Raw genomic sequence first — 16222 nt, forward strand, 5'->3', positions numbered from 1 at the left:
ATGCAGGTGAATATGACCGTCAACGGCGACCAGGTCAGTGCCGACGTCGAGCCCCGGATGCTGCTCGTGCACTTTCTGCGTGATCATCTGCGGCTTACCGGAACCCACTGGGGTTGCGATACCAGCAACTGTGGAACCTGTGTGGTCGACGTCGACGGCGTGCCGGTGAAATCCTGCACGATGCTGGCCGTTATGGCGTCGGGCCACAGTGTGCGGACCGTCGAGGGGCTCGCGGTGAACGGCGAGCTGGACCCCGTGCAGGAGGGCTTCATGCGTTGCCACGGGCTGCAATGCGGCTTCTGCACACCGGGAATGATGATCACCGCCCGCGCCCTGCTGGACAGCGACCCGAACCCCGACGAGGACACCATCCGGGAAGCGATCTCGGGGCAGATCTGCCGATGCACCGGATACACCACGATCGTGCGCTCCATTCAGTGGGCCGCATCGCACACAGCTCCAGTGGAGGCCGGGTCATGACCACTATCGAATCTCGCCCGCCGTCACCGGAAGACCTGGCCGACAACGACCAAAAACCGTGCGGCTATGGCCGGATGATGCGCAAGGAAGATCCCCGGTTCATCCGCGGCCGGGGCCGCTACGTCGACGACATCGCGCTGCCGGGCATGCTGCACCTGGCGATCCTGCGTTCGCCGTACGCACACGCCACCATCGTCAGCATCGATGTGACTGCCGCGCAAGCACATCCGAAGGTTAAGGCGGTGGTGACCGGCGCCGACCTGGCCGCCAAGGGCCTGGCCTGGATGCCGACGCTGTCCAACGACGTGCAGGCCGTACTGGCCACCGACAAGGTTCGCTTCCAAGGTCAGGAGGTGGCATTCGTCGTCGCCGAGGACCGGTATTCGGCCCGTGACGCCTTGGAGCTGATCGACGTCGACTACGACCCGCTGGACCCGGTCGTGGATGTGCGCACGGCGCTCGATCCGTCCGCGGCCGTGATCCGCACCGACTTGGAGGGCAAGACCGACAACCACTGCTTCGACTGGGAGACCGGCGATGCGGCCGCCACTGATGCCGCCTTCGCGAAGGCCGACGTGGTGGTCACGCAGGAGATCGTCTATCCCCGGGTACACCCGGCGCCGATGGAAACCTGTGGTGCGGTAGCGGATCTGGATCCGGTGACAGGCAAGTTGACGCTGTGGTCCACCAGCCAGGCACCGCACGCACATCGCACGCTCTACGCGTTGGTCGCCGGTCTGCCCGAGCACAAGATCCAGGTGATCTCGCCCGACATCGGCGGGGGATTCGGCAACAAGGTGCCGATCTACCCCGGTTACGTCTGCGCGATCGTCGGCTCGCTGCTACTGGGCAAGCCGGTGAAGTGGATGGAGGACCGCAGCGAGAACCTGACCTCCACCGGCTTCGCGCGCGACTACATCATGGTCGGCGAGATCGCGGCCACGGGCGACGGCAAGATCCTGGCGATCCGGTCTACCGTGCTGGCCGACCACGGCGCATTCAACGGCACGGCGGCGCCGGTGAAGTATCCGGCGGGTTTTTTCGGGGTGTTCACCGGCAGCTACGACATCGAAGCCGCCTATTGCCACATGACGGCGGTGTACACCAACAAGGCGCCCGGCGGGGTGGCTTACGCGTGTTCGTTCCGGATTACCGAGGCGGTGTATTTCGTTGAGCGGCTGGTCGATTGCCTGGCATTCGACCTGAAGATGGATCCGGCTGAGTTGCGGCTGCGAAACTTGCTGCGGCCCGATCAGTTCCCGTATCGCAGTAAGACCGGCTGGGTGTATGACTCGGGTGACTACGAGACCACCATGCGCAAGGCCATGGACATGATCGGCTATGACGCGCTGCGCGCCGAGCAGACCGAGAAGCGCGAGCGCGGCGAGCTGATGGGCATTGGCATGTCGTTCTTCACCGAGGCCGTCGGCGCCGGCCCTCGCAAGGACATGGATATCCTCGGCCTCGGCATGGCCGACGGCTGCGAGCTGCGGGTGCACCCGACCGGCAAAGCCGTGGTGCGGCTTTCGGTGCAGACCCAAGGCCAGGGCCATGAGACGACGTTCGCCCAGATCGTCGCCGAGGAGTTGGGCATTCCGCCCGACGACATCGATGTGGTGCACGGCGACACCGACCAGACGCCGTTCGGGCTGGGTACTTACGGAAGCCGGTCCACGCCGGTGTCCGGGGCGGCGGCGGCACTGGTGGCCCGCAAGGTCCGCGACAAGGCGAAGATCATCGCGTCGGGCATGCTCGAAGTCTCGGTGGCCGACTTGGATTGGGAGAAAGGCAAATTCCACGTCAAGGGCGATCCGTCCGCAGCGGTCACCATTGCCGACATCGCGATGCGCGCGCACGGCGCCGGTGACCTGCCCGACGGCATCGAGGGTGGTCTGGACGCCCAGATCTGCTACAACCCGGAGAACCTGACCTACCCGTACGGTGCGTACTTCTGTGTGGTGGACATCGATCCGGGCACCGCAGTGGTCAAGGTGCGGCGCTTCCTCGCGGTGGACGACTGCGGTACTCAGATCAACCCGATGATCATCGAGGGCCAGGTGCACGGCGGCATCGTCGACGGTATCGGAATGGCGTTGATGGAGATGATCGCCTTCGACGAGGAAGGCAACTGCCTCGGCGGATCGTTGATGGACTACCTGATTCCGACCGCGGTCGAGGTGCCGCATCTGGAAACCGGACACACCGTGACGCCGTCGCCACATCACCCGATCGGCGCCAAGGGCATCGGCGAATCGGCAACGGTCGGCTCGCCACCCGCGGTGGTCAATGCGGTGGTGGATGCGTTGGCGCCGTTCGGGGTTCGGCACGCTGACATGCCGCTGACGCCCTCGCGGGTCTGGGAGGCCATGCAGGGCCGCGCGAGACCGCCGATCTAGGGGCCTTGCCGATGTCGACGATCAGCGAGCGGGCTCAGCAACTGTTGGCGGCGCGCACACCCTTTGTGCATGCCACGGTGGTGCGTGCCCAGCCGCCCACGTCGGCGTTTCCGGGTGATGAGGCAATCTTATTGCCGGACGGAACAATTGAGGGGTTCGTCGGCGGGCAGTGCGCGCAGAACTCGGTGCGCAAGGCGGCGCTGGGTGTGCTGCAGGCGGGCGAGAGTGTGCTGCTGCGCGTGCTGCCCGACGGCGACGTGCATTTCCCGGAGGCCTCCGGAGCCAGCGTGGTGGTCAACCCGTGCTTGTCCGGCGGGTCGCTGGAGATCTTCCTGACACCGCAGCTGCCGGCGCCGCTGATCCGGATCTACGGCGCGACGCCGATCGCCGACGCGCTGATCGAGGTGTGCCGGGTGCTCGGCTACGACGCCCGGCGTGACACCGACTTGTCCGACACCTCCGCCGTGGTGATCGCCAGCCACGGTGGGCCGGAGGCCGAAATCATCCGCGCCGCACTGGACAACGGCGTCGAGTATATCGGCCTGGTGGCCAGCAGAGTGCGCGGGGCCTCAATCCTGAACGACCTCGAACTCTCCGAGGACGAGCAAGCCCGCATCCACACGCCGGTCGGATTGCGAATCGGCGCGAAGACGCCCGCGGAGATCGCGGTGTCGATCGCGGCCGAGCTGATCGCCGCCGTGCGCGACGGCAGCCTGGCCCGGCTGTCCGTCCCGGTGAACGACGGCCCGGCCGAAGCCGTCGACCCGGTGTGTGGCATGACGGTGCCGATCGGGCTCACTACCGAGCATCTGGAACTGGCCGGCACCGATTACTGGTTCTGTTGCCAGGGATGCCGATCGGCATTCGCCGCCGAAAACGCCGGCACATGACACCGGAAGTGTTCGCCGGCCCCGACGAGGTGGTGCGCCAGTTCGACGCAAAGGACTACCTGCTCGACACCGGGACCGCGTCCGCGATTTATCTGGCCGTCACGCTGGGCAGGCCGCTGCTGCTCGAGGGGGAGCCGGGAGTGGGCAAGACCACGGCAGCGAAAACCCTTGCCGCCGTGTTGAATACCAGCATGGTGCGGTTGCAGTGCTACGAGGGCCTGACCGCGAACGAGGCGCTCTACGACTGGAACTATCAACGCCAGCTGCTGTCCATCCGGCTGGCCGAGGCCCGTGGTACGGGCATCGAGGAAGCGGACCTCTACACCGAGGACTATCTGGTCGACCGGCCCATCCTGCAGTGCGTTCGGCACCGCGGACCGGCGCCCCCGGTGCTGCTGATCGACGAAATCGACCGCGCTGATGACGAATTCGAAGCTCTGCTGCTGGAGTTCCTCGGCGAGTCCGCGGTGTCCGTCCCGGAGCTGGGCACCTTCGTCGCCGAGCGGCCGCCGATCGCGGTGCTCACCTCCAACCGCAGCCGCGACCTGCACGACGCGCTGCGACGGCGTTGCCTGTACCACTGGATCGACTATCCTGAGCCATCCCGGGCGGCGGCTATCGTTCGGCGAACGGTGCCCGGTGCGGCCGCCCCGCTGATCGAGCAGGCCACCCAGTTCGTCGGCAGCGCACGCGATCTCGACCTTGACAAGCCGCCCGGTGTGGCCGAGACCATCGACTGGGTTGCCGCCCTGGTGTCGCTCGGCGTCGCGAACCTCGTCGACGATTCCGCCGTCATGAGCCTGGGGGCGCTGGCCAAGACGCCCGACGACCGTACGCAGATTCGCGACGCTTTCACCGAGTACAGCCGCACCTGAGAGGACCCGCAGCATGAAAATCGCTAACCAATTCACCGTAAGCGCGCCCATCCAACAAGCCTGGGACGTGCTGTGCGACCTGGAGCAGGTGATCCCGTTGATGCCGGGCGCCCAGCTGATCGGCCATGAAGGCGAGGAGTATCTCGGCAAGGTCAAGGTCAAGGTTGGCCCGGTGACAAGCGAATTCAGCGGCAAGGTGCGTTTCGTCGAACAGGACAGCGATGAGTATCGCGCGGTCATCGATGGCAAGGGCAAGGAAGCGCGTGGCACCGGCAATGCGGCCGCCACGGTCACCGCGCAGCTGCAGGCAAACGGGGAGCAGACCACCGTCAGCGTCGACACCGATCTCAAGATCGTCGGCAAACTGGCCCAATTCGGCAGCGGCATGCTGCAGCAGGTGTCGGAGAAATTGTTGGGGCAGTTCGTCGAATCGCTGGAGGCCAAGTTGGCCGCTGAGAAGAACGGCGACCCAGCCCCTTCCGAAGCGGCATCGGAGGAGCCCATTCCCGCGTGGCCGGTGAATCCGGTCCCGGGAACCCGGCAAGCACCCGTTTCCGAACCCGAACCCATCGATCTGCTGCAGCTCGCCGGCGGCGACCAACTCAAGAAATACGCCGCCCCGGCGCTGGCAGCGCTGGCCGCGCTGGTGCTGATCTGGGTGCTGCTGCGACGGCGTTAGCGGCTCGTGGCCACCCCATTGCTGTTGCGGGGCGTCGATCGGGCGGCGCTGGCGACAGCGCTGGTCGCTCGTCTGCGCAGCGTTGGGGTATTGGTGTCCGCCAGTGGCCCGGCCAGCTTCGTGGAAGCGCTGCGAAAGCTGATGCCGGACAACATATCTGCGCTGTACTGGGCGGCCCGGCTGACGTTGGTCAATCGGATGGAGGATCTGGGCGCCTTCGATGCGGTATTCGCGACGGTGTTCGGTGCCGCCGAACCCGACGGCACCACGGCACCCGAGACGGCGCTGCCGTTGCCGGGACCCAAAACGCCGGCTGCCGGCACGCTGCGCTCGGGCGGTAGCGGAGCCGGTTCCACCCAAAAGCTGCCCTGGGTGACGCGGAGCATCGCCGCGGCGGAGCAGACGGCAGGCTCGAGCCTGCTGGTGCCGGATGTGCTGCCCAGCCGCATCGCGGCGCTGGCGGACGAACCGTTCGACCGATTCGATCCCGAAGACCTCCGCCTGCTCGGCATCTGGCTGGAAGCGACCGTCGCGCGCTGGCCGCGGCGCCGCAGCCTGCGATTTGAGCCGAGCCCTGGCGGCAAGCGAATCGACCTGCGGGCCACCATGAACGCGTCGCGCTCGACCGGCTGGGAATCGATGGTGCTGGCGCGAACCCGGCCGCGCCGCCGGCCGCGGCGGATCGTGCTTGTCTGCGATGTCAGCCGCTCGATGCAGCCCTACGCCGCGGTCTATCTGCATCTGATGCGGGCGGTGTTGCGCCAGGGCGGAACTCGTCCCGAGGTGTTCGCGTTCTCGACGTCGCTGACCCGGCTCACCTCGGTGCTCTCGCACCGATCGGCCGAGGTGGCGCTGCAGCGGGCCAACGCCAAGGTCACCGACCGCTACGGCGGCACCTTCATCGGCCGCAGCCTGGCCGCGCTGCTCGCCCCGCCGCATGGCAACGCGCTGCGCGGCGCCGTGGTGATCATCGCCTCGGACGGCTGGGACAGCGATCCGCCCGACGCGCTGGAGCACGCGATGGTCCGGCTGCGTCGCCGTGCCGATCGGCTAGTGTGGCTCAATCCCCGAGCGGCACACGGTGAATTCCAACCGCTGGTGGGGTCGATGGGCGCGGCCCTGCCGTATTGCGATCTGTTTCTGCCGGCACACTCGCTGACCGGGCTGCGCGAACTGCTGCAGGCATTGGCCAGTGTGCATCCTTGGCATTGAGTGTGCACCCAGGGCGGCGACACGCTGGCCGAGGCCGCCGACGGCGCACACTCAAATCTGTTGGCGCACAGCTAATCCTCGGGAGGCGTCTTTGAGGGCGACGCCGGAACGACCGAGCTCGCGGGCACCGGCGACGAGCGCGGCGGCGACGCCCGCGGCCGTGGAGTAGTCCAGGCCGTCGGGCGGATGGATGTTGGAGATGCAGTTGCGGTCGGCGTCGGTGAGCCCCGGCACCGGACGATGCGTGAGGTAGATACCCAGGCTGTCCGCGACTGAGAGTCCCGGGCGTTCGCCGATAAGCACTAGAACTGTTGTCACGCCAAGTGATTGACCGATGTGATCCCCGAGCGCCACGCGCGCCTGGGTGGCGATGACCAGCGGTGCCATCCGGTAGCGGCCGCCGAATTCGCGGACCAGCGCGTCGACCAAGCCCACGCCATGGTCGGTCAGCGCGCGGGGTGACAATCCGTCGGCGAGGACAAAGCCGATATCCGCCTTAGTTTTTGGTAAGTCCGACAGGTCAGCGGGGCTGCGACCGAGGTCAGGCCGCCGCAGGTACTCGCTGCGCGAGGTCGCCCGGCTGTGTACCCGCAGCGGCTGGTCGATGCCGATGTGATGCAGCTGCTCGATGAGGTCGTCGACGTTGAGTGGGTCATGGACGGCATCGCGTGCCGCGGCGTGGGCTGCCTGGAATTCCAGAATCCGCTTGGTGGGCAACGAGTTTCCCGCACGGCCCAGCCCGATGCGTGCCTGCGTGGTCGCTCGCAGTGGCGCCCAAATATCGCAGTCTGACGGCAGATTCGCAGTGCTCATCAGCCGGCCGCCAATGCTCGCAGCGGCGACGTCGCGAGGTCGACGGGAAGGATCCGGCCGTCGGCATCGGCTATACCCAGGCTGGCCAGCCACGCCGCGAATTCAGGTGCTGGCCGCAGCCCCAACGCTTTTCGCACGTACAGCGCGTCGTGAAAGGACAGGCTTTGATAGCCGAGCATGATGTCGTCGGCGCCGGGAACGGCGATCACGAACGCGGTACCCGCCACGCCCAGCAGCGTCAACAGCGTGTCCATATCGTCCTGGTCGGCTTCGGCGTGGTTGGTGTAGCACACGTCGACACCCATCGGCAGGCCGAGCAGTTTCCCGCAGAAGTTGTCTTCGAGCCCGGCGCGGATGATCTGTTTGCCGTCGTAGAGGTACTCGGGCCCGATGAATCCGACCACGGTGTTGATCAACAGCGGTTGTAGTGCCCGGGCTACCGCGTAGGAGCGCGCCTCGAGCGTCTGCTGATCGACCGGCTTGTTACCCATGCCGAGGTGGGCACCGGCCGACAGCGCCGAACCCTGTCCGGTCTCCAGATACATGACGTTGTCGCCGACCGTGCCGCGGTGCAGCGATCGGGCCGCCTGGTTGGCCTCGGTCAACATCGCGATCGAGGTGCCGAAGCTGGCATTGGCGCCCTCGGTGCCCGCGATGGACTGGAAAACCAGGTCGACGGGCGCGCCCCGCTCGATCAGCTCCATCGTCGTCGTGACGTGGCACAGCACGCACGACTGCACGGGGATGGCGAACTGTTGGCGAATGTCGTCGAGCAGGTGCAGCAGATCCGACGCCGCGTGCGGCGAGTCGGTCGCCGGGTTGATGCCGATCACCGCGTCACCGCAGCCCATCAGCAGGCCGTCGAGCATCGCCGCGGCTATGCCGCGCGGGTCATCGGTGGGGTGGTTGGGTTGCAGCCGGGTGGCCAGCGTGCCGGGCAATCCGATCGTGGTTCGGAAGGCAGCGGTAGTCGTCGCGGCGGCGGCAACCAGGATCAAGTCCTGGTTGCGCATGATCTTTGACACCGCGGCGACCATCTCCGGGGTGAGTCCCGGGGAGACGGCGGTGATCCACGCCGCGCTGTCGTCGAGCGATGCCGTATCCAGGAGCCAGTCGCGAAAGCCACCGACGGTCAAGTGCGCGATCGGGCCGAACGCCTCGCGGTTGTGGCTGTCGATGATCAGCCGGGTGACCTCATCGGTCTCATACGGCACGATCACGTCGTTGAGAAATGTCGCCAGCGGTATGTCGGCCAGTACCCACGCCGCCGCGGCCCGTTCGGCGTCGGAATCGGCGGCGCAGCCGGCCAGCTGGTCACCGGAGCGCAGCGGCGTTGCCTTCGCCATCACATCGACCAGGCCGTCAAAGGCGTAGGTCGTCCCCGAAATGGAGTGCCGGTAGCGCATATTTCACAGTAGGTCACCTTGGGTCACCAGCAGGTCAACGTGGCCGGTGCCGGGTCCGTTACGTCGAGTGTGCGGCCCCGGCGACGACGCGCCGATCCTGGCCGCCGTGAGTGCACACTCAAGTCCCTAAGTACACACCCGACGCCCACAGCACCGCCAATGCGCATGAGGCAGGATCGGCAGGTATGGATCAGCTATGGGCCAACCGGGCAGCCAGCTCCGAAGCCGCTGTCGCGCAACGACACCTGAAGCGGCTGTGGGCCTTGCCGGGAACCCAGCTGGGAGTGGTGGCCTGGCCGGCGACGCGGCGGGACAGGTTGTTCGGCACTTGGCACTACTGGTGGCAGGCGCATCTGCTGGATTGCCTGGTCGACGCGCAGCTACGCGACCCACAGCCGCACCGGCACACCGAGATCAACCGCCAGGTCCGCTCGCACCGGCTGCGCAACAACTTCCGCTGGACCAACAGCTATTACGACGACATGGCATGGCTGGCGATCGCCCTGGAACGCGCCGCCCGGATCGCCGGCGTCGAGCGCAGCCGAGCTCTGCCCAAGCTGGCCGATCAGTTCGTCAAGGCATGGGTGCCCGAAGACGGCGGCGGTATCCCGTGGCGTAAGCAAGACCAGTTCTTCAACGCCCCGGGTAACGGTCCGGCGGGGATTTTCCTGGCCCGTTATGGCGACCACCTGAAGCGAGCAGGGACAAATGGGGGACTGGATTGATCGCACCCTGATCGACCCCGAGACGCACCTGGTGTTCGACGGCATCAAGGCCGGCTCGCTGGTCCGCGCGCAGTACACCTACTGCCAGGGCGTGGTGCTCGGGCTGGAAACCGAGCTGGCCGCCCGCACCGGCGCCGAAGCCCGGGCAACACACGCCCAGCGCGTGTATCGCCTGGTCGCTGCCGTCAACGAACATATGGCGCCGGCCGGTGTGCTGAAGGGTTCCGGTGGCGGCGATGGCGGGTTGTTCGCCGGCGTCACCGCCCGCTACCTCGCGCTGGTCGCCACCTCACTACCCGGTGACTCCGCCGACGACGCGGTGGCCCGTGACACCGCGCGCACGATCGTGCTGTCCAGCGCGAAATCGGCGTGGGACTACCGGCAGACGGTGGACGGGCTGCCGTTGTTCGGCGCGTTCTGGGACCGCGACGCGGAGCTGCCGACGACGGGCGGTGCGCAGGCGCAGTTCGTCGAGGGCGCGGTGAACGCTTCGGAGACTCCCGAACGGGATCTGTCGGTGCAGCTGTCGGGGTGGATGCTGATGGAGGCCGCCTGTAACGTCACCGCCGTCCAGTATTGATAAGGAGCGTTCGATGACCCCTTCCAGCACCAAGGTCCGTCCTGACGCCGAGTCGGCTCTGCGGGACCTGCTGAAGGACGGAATCACCATTGCCGCAGGCGGATTCGGCCTGTGCGGCATTCCGGAGAACCTGATTCAGGCGCTGGTCGACAGCGGCGTCAAAGACCTGACGATCGTCGGAAACAACGCCGGTGTCGACGATTTCGGCATGGGGCTGTTGCTCAAGGGTCGGCAGGTCAAGAAAGTCATTGCCTCCTACGTAGGAGAAAACAAGGAATTCGAACGCCAGGTGCTGGCCGGCGAACTGGACCTAGTGCTTACCCCGCAAGGCACGCTGGCCGAGAAGTTACGCGCCGGCGGCGCGGGGATTCCGGGCTTCTACACGCGCACCGCCTTTGGCACCCAACTCGCCGAAGGCAAGGACATGCGAGTTTTCGACGGCATCGAATATGTGCTGGAGGAAGGCATCCACGCCGACGTCGCGATCGTCAAGGCGTGGAAGGGCGACAAGGCAGGCAACCTGGTCTACCGGCGGACGGCGCGCAACTTCAACCCGATGATCGCCACCTGCGGCAAGGTGACCGTTGCCGAAGTAGAGGAGCTGGTCGAGGTTGGCGAGTTGGATCCCGACGACATCCACACCCCCGGCATCTATGTGGACCGCATCATCCAGGGACCCAGCTACGAGAAGCGGATCGAATTCCGCACTACGGCCGGCGGCGCCGCGACCAAGAACGACAGCCCCATCCGCGAGATCATGGCCAAGCGCGCGGCCCGAGAACTGCGCGACGGCTACTACGTGAACCTGGGAATCGGCATTCCGACGCTGGTGGCCAATTACATCCCCGACGACATCAACGTGACGCTGCAATCAGAGAACGGCCTGCTGGGAATCGGGGCATACCCGGCTGAGGATCACGTGGACCCCGACCTCGTCAACGCCGGTAAACAGACCATCACCACGATCAGCGGTTCCAGCTTCTTCAGCAGCGCTGATTCCTTCGCGATGATCCGCGGCGGCCACATCGACCTGTCCATCCTCGGCGGCCTGGAGGTGGCCGAGAACGGTGACCTGGCCAACTGGATGGTTCCGGGCAAGATGGTCAAGGGCCCCGGCGGTGCGATGGACCTGGTGTCGGGTGTCAAGCGGGTGATCGTCGTAATGAATCACACCGCCAAGGACGGCAGCCCGAAAATTCTCAAGCAATGCACGCTGCCGCTGACCGGAAAAGGCGTGGTGGACATCATCATCACCGACCTGTGCGTGTTCGACGTCGACCCGCAACGCGGCCTCACCCTGACGGAGCTACATCCCGGGGTGACGGTCGCCGACGTCCGTGCCAAGACCGGTTGCGATTTCGTCGTGGCCTGAACCCTCCTTGTTGGCGCGCCGTCGCGCCAGGTAGCCCCGCGTGGCGGCGATAAGTGCCGGCAGTAGCGAGACGAACAGGATGACCAGGATGATCTTTTCCAGATTCTGGTGCACGAACGGCACGTTGCCCAGGAAGTAGCCGGCAACCGTCACGCCGCCGCCCCACAGCACGCCGCCGACGATGTCGAAGCCCAGGAACACCGGATAGCGCATGTAGGACACCCCGGCGACGACCGGCGTGAACGTCCGGATGAACGGCATGAAGCGGGCCAGGATGATCGCCGCGGGTCCGTACTTCTCGAAGAAGGCGTGCGAATCGGTCACGTAATGCTGCTTGAAGAACCGGGAATCTTCCTTCTTGAACAGCGCCGGCCCGATCCGGCGGCCGATGAAATACCCGGTCTGGTCGCCCAGCACCGCGACTACCGCGACGGCAGGCGCCAGTACCCAGATGTTCAGCGTTCCGTGGGCGGCCAGCAGGCCCCCGGTGAAAAGCAGCGATTCGCCGGGCAGCAGCGGAAACAGCAGACCGGTCTCGACGAAGACGATGACCAGGATGGTCGGCAACACCGCGGAGGCGAACAAGCCCTGGGGGCCAATCCAGAACATCGGGTCGATGATGTCGGGCAAGGCCGTCACGGCGGTGCTCATGGTGCCTCAACATACCGGCCCCGAGGTGGCTGCCCGCTGCCAACGTCGGGTTGCGATACTGAGGCAACTGAAGTCTTCAGGAGGAATTCATGCCCATCGCAACCCCCGAGGTCTATGCCGAGATGCTGGCGCGCGCGAAAGAGAACGCGTACGCCTTCCCGGCCATCAACTGCACCTCGTCGGAGACCGTCAACGCCGCCATCAAGGGTTTCGCCGACGCCGGCAGCGACGGCATCATCCAGTTCTCCACCGGTGGCGCCGAGTTTGCCTCCGGCCTCGGGGTCAAGGACATGGTCACCGGCGCGGTCGCGCTGGCCAAGTTCACTCGCCACATCGCGGCCGAGTACCCGATCAACGTCGCGCTGCACACCGACCACTGCCCCAAGGACAAGCTGGACACCTACGTACGCCCGCTGCTGGACATCTCGGCCAAGCGCGTAGCGGCGGGTAAGGACCCGCTGTTCCAGTCGCACATGTGGGACGGGTCGGCCGTGCCGATCGATGAGAACCTCGTGATCGCCCAAGAGCTGCTCAAGCAGGCCGCTGCCGCCAAGATCATCCTCGAGATCGAGATCGGCGTGGTCGGCGGCGAGGAGGACGGCGTCGCCCACGAGATCAACGACAAGCTGTACACGACGCCGGAGGACTTCGAGAAGACCGTCGAGGCGCTGGGTCACGGTGAGCACGGTCAGTACCTGCTCGCCGCGACATTCGGCAACGTGCACGGCGTCTACAAGCCCGGCAACGTCAAGCTGCGCCCAGACATCCTCGACGAGGGCCAGAAGGTGGCGTCGGCCAAGCTCGGCCTGCCCGACGGGTCCAAGCCGTTCGACTTCGTTTTCCACGGCGGATCGGGTTCGCTGAAATCCGAGATCGAGGAAGCGCTGCGCTACGGCGTAGTGAAGATGAACGTCGACACCGACACCCAGTACGCGTTCACCCGACCGCTCGCCGGCCACATGTTCGCCAACTACGACGGCGTGCTCAAGATCGACGGCGAGGTGGGCAGCAAGAAGGTCTACGACCCGCGCAGCTACCTCAAGAAGGCCGAGGCGTCGATGACCGAGCGCGTGATCGAGGCCTGCAACGACCTGCACTGCGCCGGAAAGTCAGTGAGCAGCTAGCCGCTGGGGGACTGGCAGATCTTCCACTGATCGTCGCGGTACTGCAGGTCGAGGCTGCGTGTGGAGCGGACTTGCGGGTCGAAGGCCATGAAAGTGGTGATGTTGGCCTCGGCGTGCTGCCCGTTGACGACGATCTGGTCGATGCTGGCGATCACGGGATACTGCTTGGCCGCCGAAACCCGTTGGTAGGTCTCGGTCCACGCGTGCTCGTCGTAATCGACGTAACCGTCGCGGGTGGTGCCGCAGGTGATACCGCGCAGCAGAGTCAGGTCACCGCGCTGCACCGCGTTGTCGAAGGAGTTGATGGTCTGGCGGACCATGTCTTCCTGCGAGACGTGTGAGTGCTTTCCGCGGGTCAGCAACACGGTGCCCAGGATGGCGATCGCGGCGAGCGCCAACACGATCACGGTGATCGCCAGCACCCAGCCCCAGTTGAAGCTCCTGGCTCCGGATCGCGGCTTGCTGCCGTCCCGTCCCGGGATCGATTGTGGCACAGCAGGTTTCGTAGGAAATGGCGGCTGCCCCGGCTGCCCCGGCTGGCCCGGCTGTCCCGTCGGCCCTGGCTGCCCGGGCGGCGTCGAAAAGACTTCCGTCGCGGGCTCCGCAGTGGTGTGGATGATCGCCGTTTCTTTCGCGTCGAAGCCGGGCGCGGTGAAGCGGCGCTCGTGCTGCTGCCCTGCCGGGCCGCCCTCGAGCTGGTTGTCCGGATCGGGGTTGATGACCACGGTCTCAGTTTCAGGATCCGACGGCAGCAGTGGATAGGCCTCGGTTGCCTCGTCGACCTGCTCGGATTCCGCGTCGCCAGCAGGGTCGACCCCGTGTTCGCGGCCGGGCTCCGGTGGGTTAGGCATGAGTTGGAGCTTAGCGACCCGCGGCGGGACGGCAGAATGGAACTTATGACACCGATGGGTGATCTCCTGGGACCTGATCCAATCCTGCTGCCCGGCGACATCGAAGCCGAAGCCGAACTGCTGGCCAACGAGAATCCGGGCATCGTCGCCGCGGCACATCCGTCGGCGTCGGTGGCCTGGGCGGCCCTCGCCGAGGAGGCGCTGGCCGACGACCGGGCTATCACGGCCTACGCGTACGCCCGGACCGGCTACCACCGCGGGCTGGACCAGTTGCGCCGCAATGGCTGGAAGGGCTTCGGCCCGGTGCCCTATGCGCACGAGCCCAACCGTGGCTTCCTGCGCTGTGTGGCGGTACTGGCCAAGGCCGCCGACACGATCGGCGAGACCGACGAGCTGAACCGCTGCTTGGACCTGCTCGACGACTGCGACCCTGCGGCACGCAAAGAGCTCGGTCTCTAGCAGTTCTCCGAGCAGTCGCTGTTGCGGTCCTCGACCTGCACGGTGGCGTGCTCGAGCCCGCGGGCGTGCAGCACTTCACGGGCGTCACTGAGCACGCGGGTCGAGTCGCTTGAGCTGATCAGGTGCACGGTGCACATGTCCTTGCCCGGCGACAGCGTCCACACGTGCAGGTCGTGCACTTCGGCCACGCCGTTGACGGCGCCCAGTGCCGACCGCAGCTCCTCGACGTCGATGTGGGCCGGCGAGGTCTCGGACAGGATCCGCAGCGCCGCACGAGCCAGTGAGAACGCGCGGGGCAGCACCCAGAGCGCCACCAGTACGGCGACCACTATGTCGGCGTAGGGCCAGTGCGTCGTGACCGTCACGATTCCGGCGATCAGTACGCCCAGGCTGCCAACGGTGTCGGCGACGACTTCCATGTACGCGCCCTTGACGGCCAGGCTGCCCTCGGAGTCTGCCCGCAGCAGCATCGCCACGGCGAAGTTGGCGACCAGCCCGGCCAGCGCCACCACGATCATCGGCGTACCGGGGACCGACGCTCCCGTGCCGAGCCGCTCGATTGCCTCGTAGAGGATGAACGCTGCCACTCCGACCAGCAACACCGCGTTGGCGACCGCGGTGAAGACCTCGGCGCGGTGCCAGCCGTAGGTGCGATCCGGGGAGGTGCTGCCGCGCTTGGCCAGCATCACGGCCGCCAGCCCCATGAACACCGCGACCACGTCGGTCAGCATGTGCCCGGCATCGGCCAGTAGCGCAAGGGAATTGATCAACAGCGAGGTGGTCAGTTCGATGACGAAGAACGTCGCCAAGATCCCGGCGGCCATGATCATGCGGGGGATCATCCGAGACGCGTCGGCCTCGGCGGGGGTGTGACTGTGTCCGGCGCCCATGCCGATCAATATATGCGCGTAATCGCATATATGGCAAGGATTAGAACCAGCGGCTCCAGAAGCGGGTCAGCGAGTTGCCGGCGGTGGCCAGCAGATGCGGCACCCCGGAGAAGTCGAAGAACCAGTCCACGACCGCGAACAGCCACTGATTGATCGCCGGCGCCAATAGCAGGAACAGCAGAATGAACACGCCGTACTGCTTGGCCGGCGCCACCGCACGCTGCGTCTCGGGGCTCAGATGCGGCTCCAGGGCGTCGTAGCCGTCCAGGCCGGGGATGGGCAGCAGGTTCAGCACCACCGCCATGATCTGCAGGAAACCCAGAAACGCCACGCCGGCCCAGAGCACCCAGTGCTCCGGGTCGAAGAACAGCCGGGCCAGGGCCAGCAACAGCACCGCTAGCAGCAGGTTGGCCGCCGGACCGGCCAGACTGACCAGGGTTCGTCGCATCGGCGTCATGAACCAGGTGCGCACATAGACCGCGGCGCCGGGCAAGCCGATGCCGCCCAGCGCGATGAACACCATCGGCAGCAGCAGCGAGAGCCCGGGATGGGCGTAGCGCCGCGGGTCCAGGGTCAGGTAGCCGCGCACTGCCTCGTCGTGGTCGCCGAAGCGCCAGGCGGTCGCCGCGTGGCCGAATTCGTGCAGGCACAACGAAACCAGCCAGCCGGAGATCACGAAGATGAAGACCCCGGCATACGCTATCGGTCGCACGGTCGCGCCGGCCAGCCAGGCCACCACGCCGCCAACGGCCGTCAATGCGACCAATGCCAAGAAGATTGGGCTGGGTCGCACCGATGCGTGCCCGTGTGAGTCCACCG

14 protein-coding genes and 2 pseudogenes are annotated in these 16222 nt (G+C 66.3%); 10 read left to right on the forward strand and 6 right to left on the reverse strand.

Features of this window, described 5'->3' with window-relative positions; translation table 11 throughout:
* From DB708_RS23940 to DB708_RS23965, 6 genes and pseudogenes are all read left to right on the forward strand, one after another.
* Complete coding sequence (locus tag DB708_RS23940) at nt 1-480, forward strand: (2Fe-2S)-binding protein (protein ID WP_108925958.1); 480 nt, start codon at nt 1-3, stop codon at nt 478-480.
* Nucleotides 477-2876, forward strand: coding sequence for an aerobic carbon-monoxide dehydrogenase large subunit (locus tag DB708_RS23945; RefSeq protein ID WP_108925959.1), 2400 nt, complete (start codon nt 477-479; stop codon nt 2874-2876). The genes DB708_RS23940 and DB708_RS23945 overlap by 4 nt, the downstream gene beginning before the upstream one ends.
* Before the next feature lie 11 nt (nt 2877-2887).
* Nucleotides 2888-3586 (forward strand): annotated as a pseudogene (locus DB708_RS23950) (XdhC family protein); the annotation flags it as partial.
* Nucleotides 3587-3762: 176 nt separating this feature from the next.
* The gene (locus tag DB708_RS23955; RefSeq protein WP_108925961.1) at nt 3763-4641 is read left to right on the forward strand and encodes an AAA family ATPase; all 879 of its coding nucleotides are present in this window, start codon (nt 3763-3765) and stop codon (nt 4639-4641) included.
* A gap of 13 nt (nt 4642-4654) precedes the next feature.
* Nucleotides 4655-5320: an SRPBCC family protein gene (locus DB708_RS23960; protein WP_108925962.1), complete on the forward strand. Its 666-nt coding sequence runs from the start codon at nt 4655-4657 to the stop codon at nt 5318-5320.
* 6 nt (nt 5321-5326) lie between these two features.
* Nucleotides 5327-6532 (forward strand): vWA domain-containing protein, encoded by a 1206-nt coding sequence (locus DB708_RS23965; protein ID WP_108925963.1) that lies wholly within the window; start codon nt 5327-5329, stop codon nt 6530-6532.
* 51 nt (nt 6533-6583) lie between these two features.
* Here the strand turns inward: DB708_RS23965 and eutC are convergent, their stop codons facing one another.
* Nucleotides 6584-7345: an ethanolamine ammonia-lyase subunit EutC gene (gene eutC, locus DB708_RS23970; protein ID WP_108925964.1), complete on the reverse strand. Its 762-nt coding sequence runs from the start codon at nt 7343-7345 to the stop codon at nt 6584-6586.
* Nucleotides 7345-8751, reverse strand: coding sequence for an ethanolamine ammonia-lyase subunit EutB (locus tag DB708_RS23975; protein WP_108925965.1), 1407 nt, complete (start codon nt 8749-8751; stop codon nt 7345-7347). The genes eutC and DB708_RS23975 overlap by 1 nt, the downstream gene beginning before the upstream one ends.
* Nucleotides 8752-8936: 185 nt before the next feature.
* Here DB708_RS23975 and DB708_RS23980 point away from each other — a divergent pair.
* Together DB708_RS23980 and DB708_RS28115 are read left to right on the forward strand one after the other, a co-directional pair.
* Nucleotides 8937-10056 (forward strand): annotated as a pseudogene (locus tag DB708_RS23980) (glycoside hydrolase family 76 protein).
* A gap of 13 nt (nt 10057-10069) precedes the next feature.
* Nucleotides 10070-11428 (forward strand): 3-oxoacid CoA-transferase, encoded by a 1359-nt coding sequence (locus DB708_RS28115; protein ID WP_108925966.1) that lies wholly within the window; start codon nt 10070-10072, stop codon nt 11426-11428.
* On the opposite strand, the gene DB708_RS23990 is transcribed toward DB708_RS28115, so the two are convergent.
* Nucleotides 11363-12079, reverse strand: a complete 717-nt coding sequence (locus tag DB708_RS23990) for a DedA family protein (protein ID WP_108925967.1) — start codon at nt 12077-12079, stop codon at nt 11363-11365. The two genes, DB708_RS28115 and DB708_RS23990, sit on opposite strands and share 66 nt — an antisense overlap.
* Before the next feature lie 89 nt (nt 12080-12168).
* Between DB708_RS23990 and fbaA the strand changes: the two genes are divergently transcribed.
* Nucleotides 12169-13203 (forward strand): class II fructose-bisphosphate aldolase, encoded by a 1035-nt coding sequence (gene fbaA / locus DB708_RS23995; protein WP_108925968.1) that lies wholly within the window; start codon nt 12169-12171, stop codon nt 13201-13203.
* Here the strand turns inward: fbaA and DB708_RS24000 are convergent.
* Nucleotides 13200-14054 (reverse strand): Rv0361 family membrane protein, encoded by an 855-nt coding sequence (locus tag DB708_RS24000; protein ID WP_108925969.1) that lies wholly within the window; start codon nt 14052-14054, stop codon nt 13200-13202. The genes fbaA and DB708_RS24000 overlap by 4 nt on opposite strands.
* A gap of 45 nt (nt 14055-14099) precedes the next feature.
* Here DB708_RS24000 and DB708_RS24005 point away from each other — a divergent pair, with 45 nt between their 5' ends.
* Nucleotides 14100-14513: a DUF3151 domain-containing protein gene (locus tag DB708_RS24005; protein ID WP_108925970.1), complete on the forward strand. Its 414-nt coding sequence runs from the start codon at nt 14100-14102 to the stop codon at nt 14511-14513.
* Here the strand turns inward: DB708_RS24005 and DB708_RS24010 are convergent.
* Both DB708_RS24010 and DB708_RS24015 read right to left on the reverse strand, forming a co-directional pair.
* A complete protein-coding gene (locus tag DB708_RS24010) occupies nt 14510-15403 on the reverse strand; it encodes a cation diffusion facilitator family transporter (RefSeq protein ID WP_108925971.1) in 894 nt (297 codons plus the stop codon). The genes DB708_RS24005 and DB708_RS24010 overlap by 4 nt on opposite strands.
* Nucleotides 15404-15443: 40 nt before the next feature.
* Nucleotides 15444-16220 (reverse strand): site-2 protease family protein, encoded by a 777-nt coding sequence (locus DB708_RS24015; protein ID WP_108925972.1) that lies wholly within the window; start codon nt 16218-16220, stop codon nt 15444-15446.
* Between the last annotated feature and the right edge of the window lie 2 nt (nt 16221-16222).

It is taken from the genome of Mycobacterium montefiorense (assembly GCF_003112775.1).
Lineage (GTDB): Bacteria > Actinomycetota > Actinomycetes > Mycobacteriales > Mycobacteriaceae > Mycobacterium > Mycobacterium montefiorense.

Bases quoted from the DNA above. Each gene is read 5' to 3' on its own strand.
- fbaA (WP_108925968.1), top strand. From the start codon at position 12,169: ATGCCCATCGCAACCCCCGAGGTCTATGCCGAGATGCTGGCGCGCGCG.
- DB708_RS23945 (WP_108925959.1), top strand. From the start codon at position 477: ATGACCACTATCGAATCTCGCCCGCCGTCACCGGAAGACCTGGCCGAC.
- DB708_RS23960 (WP_108925962.1), top strand. From the start codon at position 4,655: ATGAAAATCGCTAACCAATTCACCGTAAGCGCGCCCATCCAACAAGCC.
- DB708_RS23990 (WP_108925967.1), bottom strand. From the start codon at position 12,079: ATGAGCACCGCCGTGACGGCCTTGCCCGACATCATCGACCCGATGTTC.
- DB708_RS23940 (WP_108925958.1), top strand. From the start codon at position 1: ATGCAGGTGAATATGACCGTCAACGGCGACCAGGTCAGTGCCGACGTC.
- DB708_RS24010 (WP_108925971.1), bottom strand. From the start codon at position 15,403: ATGGGCGCCGGACACAGTCACACCCCCGCCGAGGCCGACGCGTCTCGG.
- DB708_RS23955 (WP_108925961.1), top strand. From the start codon at position 3,763: ATGACACCGGAAGTGTTCGCCGGCCCCGACGAGGTGGTGCGCCAGTTC.
- DB708_RS28115 (WP_108925966.1), top strand. From the start codon at position 10,070: ATGACCCCTTCCAGCACCAAGGTCCGTCCTGACGCCGAGTCGGCTCTG.
- DB708_RS24000 (WP_108925969.1), bottom strand. From the start codon at position 14,054: ATGCCTAACCCACCGGAGCCCGGCCGCGAACACGGGGTCGACCCTGCT.
- DB708_RS23975 (WP_108925965.1), bottom strand. From the start codon at position 8,751: ATGCGCTACCGGCACTCCATTTCGGGGACGACCTACGCCTTTGACGGC.
- DB708_RS24005 (WP_108925970.1), top strand. From the start codon at position 14,100: ATGACACCGATGGGTGATCTCCTGGGACCTGATCCAATCCTGCTGCCC.
- eutC (WP_108925964.1), bottom strand. From the start codon at position 7,345: ATGAGCACTGCGAATCTGCCGTCAGACTGCGATATTTGGGCGCCACTG.